The sequence below is a fragment of the Kitasatospora sp. NPDC034533 genome, from assembly GCF_055575155.1.
In genome coordinates, this window is record NZ_JBVITE010000043.1 from 67164 (window position 1) to 78494 (window position 11331).

Here is an 11331-nt window from a genome sequence, read left to right on the forward strand (position 1 = left end):
GTGATGCCGCCACTCGGGCGTTCACCTTCCCTTCGCGAAGATGGACGCCGCCTTCGCTGCGAGGCGGCGCTTGTCCGGCTTCGCCTGCCGTGCGAGCACGTCGTACCCGGCGTCCTCGACGGCCGCCAGGGCCGCGTAGCCGCCCGCGGTGAATCCCGCCAGGAGCAGTCGAAGCCTCCCCCGAACCGTACCTACCAATGGTGCGCCGCGGTCCAGCAGGGTGCGGGCACGCTCGACCTCGAAGGCGATCAGCTCGCGGACCGCGCCGTTGGCGGACGGGGCGGCGAGGTCGTCCTCGGTGACGCCGAAGCGTTCGAGGTCCTCGGTGGGCAGGTAGATCCGGCCGCGGGACAGGTCCTCGGCCACGTCCTGGAGGTGTTCGACCACCTGGAGGGCGCTGCAGACGGCGTCGGAGAGCTCGATCCGCTCGGGGGTGGAGACGCCGGCGATGGACAGCACCAGACGGCCGACCGGGTCGGCGGAGAGGGTGCAGTAGCCGATCAGGTCGTCGTAGGTCGCGTAGCGGGCGGTGGTCTGGTCCACCCGGTTGGCTTCGATCAGACGGCGGAACGGCTCGGGGGTCAGACCGCGGCGGTCGACCAGCGGGACGAGCGCGCTCATCAGCGGGTGGCGGGGGCGGTCGGCCCCGGCCGCGGAGCCGCCCGCGGTGCGCAGCGCGGTCTCGAAGACCCGGTCGAGGTCCCGCTCCAGCCCGTCGAGCAGGGCGAGCCGGAAGGCGGTCTCCTCGGCGGCCGGCGGGCCGCACTGGGCCGAAGGGGTGGCGGGGGGCGTCTGCGCGACCCCGAGCAGGCGGGCGGTGGCGGCCGGGTCGGCCAGGTCGCCGTCGCCCGCGTCGTCGACCAGGCGGGCGAAGCCGTACACCGCCATCAGGTCGCCGCGCCAGGCCGCGGGCAGGAAGAACGGGGCCACGGGGAAGTTCTCCGCCCCCGCCTTGTCCAGGGTCTGTCCTGCGGAACCGTTCACCGGCGTATCTCTGGGCTGGGCCGAAGCCGACACTGCTGTCACTCCCCCGTTCTACACCGCTTGGCAGGACCAGCCGGACTCGGACACGCGTCCGAGCGCGGGCGTCACGCGCGGCACACCGCCCCCGCGGACACCAGGCTTTCACGCCCGGGCGCCGGGTGAGAAGAGGGCCTGACCAGGCCTTGAGCCGCGGCGTCCCGGGCAACGCGCAGGGCCGGTCCCGGAGATCCGGAACCGGCCCTGGTGGGCGCGGACGCCTACGGGCGCTCGCCGCGCTCGTAGCGGCGGACGACCTCGTCGGTGGGACCGTCCATGACCAGCTCGCCGGCCTCGATCCAGATGGTCCGCTCGCAGACCTCGCGGATCGAGTTGTTGTCGTGGCTGACCAGGAAGACCGTGCCGGCGGACTTGCGCAGCTCGTCGATCCGCCGCTTGCTGCGCTGCTGGAAGGCCTGGTCGCCGGTGGCGAGGGCCTCGTCGATCAGCAGCACGTCGTGGGTCTTGGCGGCCGCGATCGAGAAGCGCAGCCGGGCGCCCATGCCGGAGGAGTAGGTGCGCATCGGCAGGGAGATGAAGTCGCCCTTGTCGTTGATGCCGGAGAAGTCGACGATCTCCTGGTAGCGCGCCCGCACCTGGGCCGGGGTCATGCCCATCGCCAGGCAGCCGAGGATGACGTTGCGCTCGCCGGTGAGCTCGTTCATCAGGGCGGCGTTGACGCCCAGCAGGGAGGGCTGGCCGTTGGTGTAGATGCCGCCCTTCTCGGTCGGCAGCAGGCCGGCGATGGCCGCCAGCATGGTCGACTTCCCGGAGCCGTTGGAGCCGATCAGGCCGATCGCCTCGCCCTTGTACGCGGTGAAGCTGATGCCCTTGACCGCGTGCACCTCGCGCACGCCGGCGGCGCGCTTGCGGCTGATGATGCGGCTCAGCGCCGAGGTGGCGCTGCCCTTGCCGGAGCCGGCGCCGTGCACCTTGTAGACGATGTGCACGTCGTCGACGACGACGGTGGGCTCGCGGGCCACGTCCGTGTCCCGGACGGTGCCGCTCGTGCTCAGGTCGATGTCAGCCACGGCCGTACTCCTCCTCGGCCTTCCAGAAGAAGACGTATCCGACGACGAACATGCCGATGCCCCAGGCCACGCCGTACGTCCACTGGTGCGGCGGCAGCTTCTGGAACACCGGCTGGTGCGGGTTGTAGATGACCGGCGCGAAGGCGTGCCGGAGCAGGTCCATGTAGACCGACGCCGGGTTGAGCTCCATCAGCGTCCGGACGACGGGCGGCCAGTGGGTGATCTTGTCCTGGATGCTGAACATCACGCCGGACAGGAACATCCAGGCGCGCATCACGAACGGGATCAGCTGGGAGATGTCGCTGGTCCGGGCGCCGATGCGGGCCATCACCAGCGAGATGCCGGTGTTGAAGAGCGTCTGCAGCAGCAGCGCCGGGATGATCAGCAGCCAGGTCCGGCCCGGGGTGATGCCGGCGGCGAGCACGGTGACGACCAGGACCACCATGGAGATCAGCAGCTGCTGGAGCTGGATCACGGTGAAGGCGATGGGGAGGCTGGCCCGGGGGAAGTGCAGCGCCCGGATCAGCCCGAGGTTGTCGGAGATCGCCCGGGTGCCGGCCTGCACCGCGTTCTGGGTGAACTGGAAGACGAAGACGCCGATGCAGAGCCAGGCGATGTAGGTGTTCTCCGGGAAGCCCTGCTTGCTCGACAGGATCACGCCGAAGACCAGGTAGAACACCGCGCAGTTGAGCAGCGGGGTCACCACCTGCCACAGCTGGCCGAGCTTGGCGTTGGTGTACTGGGCCACCAGGCGGGCGGTGGCGAAGGCCCAGATGAAGTGGCGCCGGGCCCAGAGCTGCTTGGAGTAGGCGAACAGGCCGGGACGGGCGCCGCTCACCGCCAGACCGTACTTGTCCGCCAGCTGCTTGGGGGTCAGGCCCGCGTCCGCCCCCCTGGGGGCCGAGAGGCTGACGGGTTCACTCACTGTCGACACATTCGTCCTTCACGCGGGATCGGTCGGAGCGGCCGGTCGGCGGGGTCCGCCGGTCGTGCGCCGATGGGGATCCACTGGGATCTCGGGGGAGCCGGCCGGTGTGTGGGCACCGGCCGAAGCGATCGATCATCCGATCGGATGCGATCAGATGATCGGTGGTCGGCCCAGCCTGGTCAGTCGCCAGACGGTACGCCACCGCATGGGCCGCCGCGGACCGCAGGGTTCGCGCCAGCCCGCCCGGAATCCGCCCCACCAGGCCTTCAGCGCCTCCGGGGAGGGGCGGCGGGCCAGGGTCAGCAGGAACCAGGTTCCCAGATAGAGAGGCACCAACGGGGCCGGAAGGTTCCGCCTCGCGAGCCAGACCCGGTTGCGGGCCACGTTGTGGAAGTAGGTCGCGTGGCGGGCGGGCGAGGTCGTGGGGTGGTGCAGCACCACGTCCGCCCGGTAGTCGATGGCCCAGCCGGCGTCCAGCGCGCGCCAGGCGAGGTCGGTCTCCTCGTGGGCGTAGAAGAACTCGGCGGGCAGCTGGCCGGCCTGCTCGAACACCTTGCAGCGCACCGCGCTCGCGCCGCCCAGGAAGGTGGTCACCCGGGACGAGCGCAGCGGGTCGCTGGCGCGCAGCCGGGGGACGTGCCGGCGCTGGGTGGCCCCGGTCTGCGGGTCGGCGATCCGGAAGGAGACGATGCCCAGCTCCGGGTCGGCGGTGAAGGCCTCGCGCAGCAGCCGGGCCGAGTCGGTGCGCGGCAGGTTCCCGTCGTCGTCCAGGAAGAGGACGGCGTCGACCTCCGCGCCGTCCGGGCCGAACAGCTCGATGCCGACGTTGCGGCCGCCCGGGATGCCGAGGTTCTCCGGCAGCTCGACGCTGCGCACGCCCGCCGGCAGCGGGGGCAGCGGCGCGCCCTGGCCGACCACGGCCAGCTCGACCGCGGGGCCCTCCTGGGCGCGGACGGCCTCGATCAGGGTGTTGAGCTCGGCGGGCCGGTTGCCCATCGTGATGATCACGGCGCCGAGGCGGAAGTCGTCCGCGTTCCTCGCCGTACTCATCGCAGCCTGCTCGACAGGACGATGCTCAGCAGGTGCAGCACGGTCTGGAGCATCGCGATCGCCGCCAGGACGACCACCGCGAGCCGGGTGAACAGGAGCCCGCCGTGCACGGTGTCGGCGATCCCCGCGGCCAGGATGAACAGCGAGGCCTCGACCGCGCCGACCAGGCGGTGGAACTTCAGCAGCGAGGCCGCCCGGCGGGCCTTGGCGACGGCGGCCGAGCGCGGCACCGAGGCGCTGTCCTCGACGGCGGTCAGTCCGCTGCGGGCCCGGGCCACGTCCACCAGGTCGGTCTCGGACTTGATCAGGATCGCGCCGAGCGCGGCCAGGGTGCCGAGGAAGGCCCACTCCCAGTGCGAGCCGCCGCCCTCGCGGTGCGCCAGGTCGGTGGCGCGCAGACCGAGGCCGGTCAGCAGGGCGGCCTCGGACATGTAGTGGCCGACCCGGTCCAGGTAGACGCCGGTGAGCGAGGTCTGCCGGCGCCAGCGGGCCACCTCGCCGTCCACGCAGTCCAGCAGCAGGTAGACCTGGATCAGCAGGGCGCCCAGGACGGCGCCCGCGATGCCCGGCACGACCAGCGCGGCGCCGGCCAGGATGCCGGTGAACATCATCAGGTACGTCAGGCCGTTGGGCGTGATCGCCGTCATGGTGGAGAGCACGCGGGTGATCCGCAGCGAGATCTTCCGCATGTACAGGCGCCCGGCCCAGTGCTCGGCGCTGCGGCGCTGGAGCATCCCCTCGGGGTGGATCACCGCCCGCAGTTCCTCGATCGAGGGCCGGCGGGTCAGGTCCACCGGGGGACGCCCGGCGCCCGCGGTGGAGGGGTCAGCTGTTGACGGCTTGGACATAGTCGGCGTACGCGTCCCTGATTGCGGAAGGGGAGAGGTCGAGGTGTTCGAGGATGGTGAAGCGCCCCGGTCGGGTGTTCGGAGCGTAGTGCACCGCTTCGGTGAACTCCGCCTCGGTGAAGCCGATCTGAGCGGCGGTCACCGGCAGTCCGTGGCTCGCCAGGCGCTCCACGATCTGACCGGTCAGCTCACGCTCGCCCCGCAGGAAGCTGGCGAAGGCGGCGCCGAGGCCGACCTGTTCGCCGTGCTGGGCGGACCGCTTGGGATACAGCACGTCCAGGGCATGCGAGATCTCGTGGCAGGCGCCCGACGAGGGCCGGGTGCTGCCCGCGATGTTCATCGCGATGCCGGACAGTACCAGGGCCTCGGCGAGCGCCGTCAGGAGGTCCTGGTCCTCGATGCTCCCCGGGTGCCGCAGCAGGTTCTCCCCCGCCGAGCGGGCCATCGCGACGGCCAGGCCGTCCACCGGCTCGCCGGTCACCGCGTGCGACAGCTCCCAGTCCGCGCACGCGGAGATGTTGGAGACGACGTCGCCCACGCCGGCCGCCACGAAGCGCGGCGGGGCCTGCCGGATGACGTCCAGGTCGACCACGATGCCGATGGGGCTGGGCACCCCGTAGGAGCCGCGGCCGGCGTCGTTGTCCAGGGTGGAGACCGGCGAGCAGATGCCGTCGTGGGCCAGGTTGGTGGCCACCGCGACCAGCGGCAGGCCGACCCGGGCCGCGGCGTACTTGGCGGCGTCGATGATCTTGCCGCCGCCGAGTCCGACCATCGCGTCGTAGTGGCCGCCGCGCATCGACTCGGCCAGCCGCACCGCGCTGTCCAGGCTGCCGTCGTCCACGTTGTACCAGTCGGCTCCCGGCAGGGCCGGCTCCAGGCGGCGGCGCATGGCCGCGCCGGAGCCGTTGCTGATCGCCACCGCGATCCGGCCCGAGGCCGACAGCCGCTGGTCCGCGAGGATGCCGCCGAGCGCGTCCAGGGCGCCCGGGCGGATCTCGACGAACAGCGGCGACGGGACCAGTCGGGTCAGTACCGGCACGCGATCTCCCGCGCCTTCGCCAGGTCGTCGTGGTTGTCGACCTCGACCCAGGAGACCTCGCCGATCGGCTGCACGTCGATCCGCAGCCCGCGGTCCACCATCTCCTGGTAGCCGTCCTCGTAGTACAGCTGGGGGTCGCGCTCGTAGGTGGCGCGCAGCGCGTCGGTCAGGTCGGCGGCGGCGGACGGGTTGATCACGGTGACGCCGATGTACTCGCCGCTGGCCTCGGAGGGGTCCATCAGCTTGGTGATGCGGCGCATGCCGGCGGCCGGGTCGACGACGACCTTCATCTCCTCGTCGGCGAGCTTCTTCACCGTGTCGAGGGCGAGCAGGATGCCGGGGGCGGCGCCGCCGTCGACCAGGTTCCGGTTGCCCTCCAGCATGGTGCGCTGGACGGAGGCCGGGTGGACGGTGTCGCCGTTGGCGAGCAGCAGGCCCTCGGCGAACAGGTCACGGGCGCACCACAGCGAGTAGGCGTTGTTCCACTCCTCGGCCTTGTCGTTCTCGACCAGGTGGAGCTTGACGCCGTACTTGCTCTCCAGGGCGTCCTTGCGGTCGTACACCGCCTCCTTGCGGTAGCCCACGACGATCGCGGCCTCGCGCAGTCCGACCTCGGCGAAGTTGCCGAGGGTGAGGTCCAGGACGGTCCGCTCCCCGTCGACCGGCACCAGCGCCTTGGGCAGGGTGTCGGTGTACGGGCGCAGCCGGCGGCCGGCGCCGGCTGCCAGAACGAGGCCGATCATGCGGGTCTCCTGATCCGTCGTGCTGTGCGCGCGGGCCGTGCCGGGGCGGCGCCACCGGCTCACCCGGGCGGTGTTCGACCGGGTCGGGCGGCGGCGCGCCGGTGCCGGCACAGATCCGGGCACCGTGTCGTATGTGATGGTAGGCGACCCGCGCGACCGGCCCGAACGCGCCCGCAGGCCGGGGGACGGGGCGGGGGCGCTGCGAGGCCGTGGCCGGAAGGCGGCCGGACGGCGGCTGGAAGGCACTCGGGCAACGATCGGACGGCGGTCGGGCGGCGGTCAGGCGATGGTCGGGTGGCGGTCGGGCGGCCCTGGATCGGAGGCGGGTTCCGTCGGTGCCCCGCCCGCCGGGGACACCGGACCGGTCGAACGGGACCCGAACGACCGCCGAACGGTTCTGCGAGTTCATGACCCTTTCAGAAGCTTCCCGGAGCCATCTCCGCCCGGTTTCCGACTTCTCCGGGTCGTGATCCGCCCGGTTGTGCGTGGGACCCCTGTCGAGTGCCGCCCATACGGCAGACTGGACCCGACGCCGGCGCAGGTGCTCCCGCTGTGTCCGCCGCACTCCGCCCGGTGCGCCGGAGACACCCGATGCTCCGTTGCTCCCGCTCCCGAAAGAGGCCTCATGCCCCAGAGTCTGCCGACCGACCCGACGCACTTCGCCGCCGAGATCGACACCGGTCTCGATGTGGAGACCGATGTGACGGCCGACCCCCGGGCCACGGGGTCCGCGCCCACCGGGGCCGAGATCCTGCTGGAACTGGTCGACGACGAGGGCGTCACGATCGGCACCGGCGAGAAGCTCTGGGCCCACCAGCAGCCCGGCCGGCTGCACCGGGCCTTCTCGGTCTTCCTCTTCGACCGCCAGGGCCGGCTGCTGCTCCAGCGCCGGGCGCTCGGCAAGTACCACTCCCCCGGTGTCTGGTCGAACACCTGCTGCGGCCACCCGTACCCGGACGAGCCGCCGTTCGTCGCCGCGGCCCGGCGCACCGCCGAGGAGCTGGGCGTCGCACCGGCGCTGCTCTGCGAGGCGGGCACCGTCCGCTACGACCTGCCGGACGAGGCCTCCGGGCTGATCGAGCGGGAGTGGAACCACCTGTTCGTGGGACTGGTCACCGCGCCGGTCGAGCCGGATCCGGACGAGGTGGACGACTTCGCCTTCGTGACCGCGCAGGAGCTGCGGGAGCTGCGGGCGGAGCGGCCGTTCTCGGTCTGGTTCGAGACGGTCTTCGAGGCCGCGCTGCCGGGCATCCGGGAGATCGCTGGGCGGGACTGGTAGTCGGGCCGGGGTGGCTCGGGGTCAGGCTTCCGGTCCAGCTTCCAGTCCGGCTTCCGGTGCGACTTCGGGTCTGGCTGGTCCGGCTCCCGGCCGGGGCGCCCGTGTTCCCGTGTGTTCCCTGTTCCCGCCCTCGGCCGGGGCGCCCGGGCCGGCGGTCCGGGCGTTCCGACGTGGGCCGGTCAGCGGGCCGGCTCTGGTGGGACGGGCAGCGAGGCCCAGATGACCTTGCCGCCCTCCCCCCTGCGTTCGACGTCACACACCCCGCCGGCCTGCGCCGTGACGCTCTTCACCAGCAGCAGGCCGCGCCCGCCGGTGCGGCCGGTGTCGTTCTCCAGCGCCTTCGGCCGGTACGGGTCGCCGTCCTCGACGGACACCCGCACCCAGCCCGGGCCCACCGACAGCTCGGTGACCACCTCGGGCGACAGCTCGGCGGCGTGCGTCACCGCGTTGCCCACCAGCTCCGAGACGATCAGCAGCAGGTCGTCCACCAGTTCCTGGTAGCGCACCCCGGTCAGGCCCTGGGCCAGCAGCCGGTCGCGCACCGCGTGCCGGGTGAGCGGCACCGAGGCCTCGGTGGCGGGCACCGGGAAGCGCCACACCCCTTCGGCCGGGCCCGCGCCGGCCGGCGAGCCGCCCGGCCCCGTCCTGCGCCCCCCGAGTCCCGGCTCGGCCTTCGCCGTTCCGCTGATCTGCTCCACGTCCAGCCGCCCTTCGTCCGCGACCCGGGGAATCAGGCGATCCGCTGCATGGCGCCCTCGGTCCACAGAGGCTAGGAGAGCCGCCGCGACAGCCGTGCCACCGTCGACAAGTTGCCCGTGTCGGACCGCTTCCGGCCGGAACAGACCACGGGCGGCGTGGGAGTCGACCGCTTCCTTCGCGGACGCCACCGGTTGGGGCGGGATTCGAGCGCGTTCGCCAGCCGTACCAACCTGTGCGGACGGGGCGCCGCGGGCCCACGGGGCGCCGCGGGCCCACGGGGCCCGGAGACCCCCGATCGGCGGCCTCCAGTCGCGTGACTCCGAGGAAGCGCAGGTGAGAAGCACTCCAGAACCCTGGTAATGTTCTCTCTGTCGCCGAGGGGGCGAGAAAAACCCCCGAAGCACACACCCGGTCCGGGTGGCGGAATGGCAGACGCGCTAGCTTGAGGTGCTAGTGCCCTTTATCGGGCGTGGGGGTTCAAGTCCCCCCTCGGACACAGAGAATTCCCCGTGGGAGCCGAAAGGAACCCGCGGGGAATTTCCGTTTTGCGGGCCGCCGCCATTTCCGGGCCGGGCCCGATCGCCGTCACCGGCGGCCATCGCCGACCGCCGCCCCTGCCGGGCGGTGTGGCGACCGCCTCCCCTCCGGTCCGCACCGGTCCGGAAGCCGGACACGAGATGGCAACAATCGGATGATTTGAGCTCCCTCTGAGGTTTACGTCCGCTTTTGGACCATAGGCTGCTCTCCGTTTGTCCGAAATAACGATCCAAAATCACAAAAGCACCGACACCACCCGATGAACCACGAGCGAGAGGACCGATACGTTGAGTGAGCCCGAATCGTCGACGGCATCACACCAGAACTACCGCCGATCGCTCGGCACCGTCAGCCTGACCGCGGTCGGGCTGGGGTCGATCATCGGATCCGGATGGTTGTTCGGTGCCGAGCGGGCCGCCAAGCTCGCCGGACCCGCCTCGATCCTCGCCTGGGTGATCGGCGCCGCGGTGGCGCTGACCATCGCGCTCACCTACAGCGAGCTGGGCTCGATGTTCCCCAAGGCCGGCGGCATGGTCCGGTACGGCCAGTACTCGCACGGGTCGCTGGCCGGCTACCTGGCCGCCTGGGCCAACTGGATCGCCATCGTCTCGGTCATCCCGGGTGAGGCCACCGCCTCCGTGCAGTACATGAGCTCCTGGCACTTCGGCTGGGCACAGGGCCTGTACGACGGCAAGGAGCTGACCGTCAGCGGCGTGGCACTCGCCAGCGTGCTGCTGCTCGTCTACTTCGCGCTGAACTGGTTCGCGATCACGCTGTTCGCCAAGACCAACACCGCGATCACCGTCTTCAAGGTCGTCGTGCCGACGCTGACCGCCGGCGCGCTGCTCTTCGCGCACTTCGACTCCTCGCACTTCACCGACCACGGCGGCTTCGCGCCGAACGGCTGGAGCTCGGTGTTCACCGCCGTCGCGGTCTCCGGCATCGTCTGGGCCTTCAACGGCTTCCAGTCCCCGCTCAACCTGGCCGGTGAGGCCCGCAACCCCGGCAAGTCGCTGCCGAAGGCCGTCATCGGCTCGATCCTGATCGCCCTGGTGATCTACGTCGCGCTCCAGATCGCCTTCCTCGGCGCCATCCCCGGCGGCGACCTGGCGAACGGCTGGAGCAACCTCTCGTACACCTCGCCGCTGGCCGACCTGGCCATCGCCTGGGGCCTCAACTGGCTGGCGGTCGTCCTGTACGCGGACGCCTTCATCTCGCCGTCCGGCACCGGCATGATCTACGCCGCCACCACCTCGCGCATGATCCACGGCGTGCAGGAGAACGGCCACCTGCCGAAGGTCTTCGGCCGGGTCGACGCCAAGACCGGCATCCCGCGCCCGGCGCTGGTGCTCAACCTGGTGGTCGCCTTCCTCTTCCTGGCGGTCTTCCGCGGCTGGGGCTCGCTGGCCGAGATCGTCTCGGTGGCCACCGTGATCTCGTACATCACCGGCCCGGTCGCCGTGATGGCGCTGCGCCGCCTGGCCCCCGAGCTGCCGCGGCCGGTCCGGCTGCGCGCCATGCCGGTGATCGCCCCGATCGCGATGGTCTTCGGCTCGCTCGTCCTCTACTGGGCCCGCTGGCCGCTCACCGGCAAGGTGATCCTGCTGATGGCCGCCGGTCTGCCGATCTGGGCCTGGTACGAGCTGCGCAAGCCGTTCGCCGAGCTGAAGCCGCACCTGAAGGCGGGCGCCTGGATGGTCGCCTACCTGTTCGTGATGGCCGGCGTCTCCTGGGCGGGCAGCAGCGACTTCGGCGGGCACGGGTACCTGCCGGAGGGCTGGGACCTGCTGATCGTCGCCGTGATCGGGCTCGCGTTCTACCGCTGGGGCGTCGCCAGCGCCTGGGCCAACCCCTCGCTGGAGGAGGTCCGCGAGGAGATGGTGGGCACCGAGGGCGCGGCGGCGGCCGGCGCCTCGGAGCCCGGTGCCCCGGAGGCCTCGCGGGTCTGAGGACTCGCGGGTTCGAGGGGGTTCGAGGACTCCCGGGTTCTCGGGTTCGAGCCGGGCCGGGCGCCTGGTGTCGGGTTCGTGTGACGTGTGAAGGGCCGATCGGAAACCGCCCACGGCGGTTTCTAGCGGTCGTTGCAACACGTGGTCGGTTGTCTAGGCCGCGAGGAGTTTAGCCAGACGCTCGGCTGGGGTTTCCCAGCCGAGCGTC

Annotated in this window: 10 protein-coding genes and 1 tRNA gene; 3 read left to right on the forward strand and 8 right to left on the reverse strand. The window is 71.7% G+C overall.

Annotation, left to right across the window (positions count from 1 at the left end; all coding sequences use genetic code 11):
* Positions 1-21: 21 nt before the first annotated feature.
* The 7 genes from hpnC to ACZ55U_RS26280 form a co-directional block, all read right to left on the reverse strand.
* Complete coding sequence (gene hpnC / locus ACZ55U_RS26250; protein ID WP_465529579.1) at positions 22-984, reverse strand: squalene synthase HpnC; 963 nt, start codon at positions 982-984, stop codon at positions 22-24.
* A gap of 257 nt (positions 985-1241) precedes the next feature.
* Positions 1242-2051 carry an ABC transporter ATP-binding protein gene (locus ACZ55U_RS26255; protein ID WP_465529581.1) on the reverse strand — a complete coding sequence of 270 codons (810 nt, stop codon included), beginning with the start codon at positions 2049-2051 and terminating at the stop codon, positions 1242-1244.
* Positions 2044-2985 (reverse strand): ABC transporter permease, encoded by a 942-nt coding sequence (locus tag ACZ55U_RS26260; protein WP_465529583.1) that lies wholly within the window; start codon positions 2983-2985, stop codon positions 2044-2046. The genes ACZ55U_RS26255 and ACZ55U_RS26260 overlap by 8 nt, the downstream gene beginning before the upstream one ends.
* 144 nt (positions 2986-3129) lie before the next feature.
* Positions 3130-4029 (reverse strand): glycosyltransferase family 2 protein, encoded by a 900-nt coding sequence (locus ACZ55U_RS26265; protein ID WP_465529585.1) that lies wholly within the window; start codon positions 4027-4029, stop codon positions 3130-3132.
* Positions 4026-4763 carry a CDP-alcohol phosphatidyltransferase family protein gene (locus tag ACZ55U_RS26270; protein ID WP_465529607.1) on the reverse strand — a complete coding sequence of 246 codons (738 nt, stop codon included), beginning with the start codon at positions 4761-4763 and terminating at the stop codon, positions 4026-4028. Before ACZ55U_RS26270 ends, ACZ55U_RS26265 begins: the two co-directional genes overlap by 4 nt.
* 91 nt (positions 4764-4854) lie before the next feature.
* Positions 4855-5916, reverse strand: a complete 1062-nt coding sequence (locus ACZ55U_RS26275; RefSeq protein ID WP_465529587.1) for an iron-containing alcohol dehydrogenase family protein — start codon at positions 5914-5916, stop codon at positions 4855-4857.
* Positions 5904-6659, reverse strand: a complete 756-nt coding sequence (locus ACZ55U_RS26280; protein ID WP_465529589.1) for a phosphocholine cytidylyltransferase family protein — start codon at positions 6657-6659, stop codon at positions 5904-5906. Before ACZ55U_RS26280 ends, ACZ55U_RS26275 begins: the two co-directional genes overlap by 13 nt.
* 625 nt (positions 6660-7284) lie before the next feature.
* On the opposite strand from ACZ55U_RS26280, the gene idi reads away from it, so the two are divergent.
* Positions 7285-7938, forward strand: a complete 654-nt coding sequence (gene idi, locus ACZ55U_RS26285) for an isopentenyl-diphosphate Delta-isomerase (RefSeq protein WP_465529591.1) — start codon at positions 7285-7287, stop codon at positions 7936-7938.
* 179 nt (positions 7939-8117) lie between these two features.
* Here the strand turns inward: idi and ACZ55U_RS26290 are convergent, their stop codons facing one another.
* On the reverse strand, positions 8118-8627 hold the full coding sequence (locus tag ACZ55U_RS26290; RefSeq protein WP_465529609.1) for an ATP-binding protein: 510 nt from the start codon (positions 8625-8627) through the stop codon (positions 8118-8120).
* Positions 8628-9048: 421 nt separating this feature from the next.
* On the opposite strand from ACZ55U_RS26290, the gene ACZ55U_RS26295 reads away from it, so the two are divergent.
* Positions 9049-9133, forward strand: a tRNA-Leu gene (locus tag ACZ55U_RS26295).
* 328 nt (positions 9134-9461) lie between these two features.
* Positions 9462-11123: an APC family permease gene (locus ACZ55U_RS26300; RefSeq protein WP_465529593.1), complete on the forward strand. Its 1662-nt coding sequence runs from the start codon at positions 9462-9464 to the stop codon at positions 11121-11123.
* The last annotated feature ends 208 nt before the right edge of the window (positions 11124-11331 follow it).

Coding starts and splice junctions, on each gene's coding strand:
- ACZ55U_RS26265 (WP_465529585.1), bottom strand. CDS start 4,029: ATGAGTACGGCGAGGAACGCGGACGACTTCCGCCTCGGCGCCGTGATC.
- ACZ55U_RS26270 (WP_465529607.1), bottom strand. CDS start 4,763: ATGCTCCAGCGCCGCAGCGCCGAGCACTGGGCCGGGCGCCTGTACATG.
- ACZ55U_RS26280 (WP_465529589.1), bottom strand. CDS start 6,659: ATGATCGGCCTCGTTCTGGCAGCCGGCGCCGGCCGCCGGCTGCGCCCG.
- idi (WP_465529591.1), top strand. CDS start 7,285: ATGCCCCAGAGTCTGCCGACCGACCCGACGCACTTCGCCGCCGAGATC.